Annotated in this window: 1 protein-coding gene; it reads left to right on the top strand. The window is 66.4% G+C overall.

The window, feature by feature from the left end; all coding sequences use genetic code 11:
- On the top strand, positions 1-846 hold an 846-nt coding region (locus KBX50_RS32530; protein WP_210941667.1), incomplete at both ends, for a non-reducing end alpha-L-arabinofuranosidase family hydrolase.

Here is an 846-nt window from a genome sequence, read left to right as displayed (position 1 = left end):
TCTACGGCGACATGTGCCTCGACGCCGCAGGCTCCGGCAACGGCGCCGCCATCCAGATCTACAGCTGCCACAGCGGCACCAACCAGCAATGGAACGTCAACTCCAACGGCACCATCACCGGCGTCCAGTCCGGGCGATGCCTGGACGTGTGGAGCACCTCCAACGGCGCCCAGGTTCAGCTGTACGACTGCCACGGACAGAGCAACCAGCAGTTCCGGCTCGTCTCCCTCGGCGGTCCCACCACCCCGCCGACCACCACGCCACCGACCACCACGCCGCCGACCTCGCCACCGCCGACCGGTACCTGCAACCTGCCGTCGTCGTACCGGTGGTCGTCGACGGGTGCGCTGGCGCAGCCGCGGTCGGGGTGGGTGTCGTTGAAGGACTTCACGCACGCGCCGTACAACGGTCAGCACCTGGTCTACGGCACCACGCACGACACCGGCACCACCTGGGGCTCGATGAACTTCGGGCTGTTCTCGAACTGGAACCAGATGGGCTCGGCCAGCCAGAACCAGATGCCGTTCGCAGCCGTCGCGCCGTCGCTGTTCTACTTCGCGCCCCGCAACGTCTGGGTGCTGGCCTACCAGTGGGGCGGTCCCGCGTTCTCGTACCGCACCTCGACCGACCCCACCAACGTGAACAGCTGGTCGGCGCACCAGACGCTGTTCACCGGAAGCATCTCCAACTCGAACACCGGCCCGATCGACCAGGCGCTCATCGGTGACGACCAGAACATGTACCTGTTCTTCGCCGGGGACAACGGCCGCATCTACCGGGCCAGCATGCCGATCGGGAACTTCCCCGGCAGCTTCGGGTCGAACTACACCACGATCATGACCGACT

It is taken from the genome of Micromonospora sp. C51, from assembly GCF_018070435.1.
In the GTDB taxonomy this organism is placed as follows: Bacteria; Actinomycetota; Actinomycetes; order Mycobacteriales; family Micromonosporaceae; genus Micromonospora; species Micromonospora sediminimaris.
The sequence above is the reverse complement of the archived record's forward strand: the minus strand, read 5'-3'. Positions and strand labels throughout refer to the sequence as shown.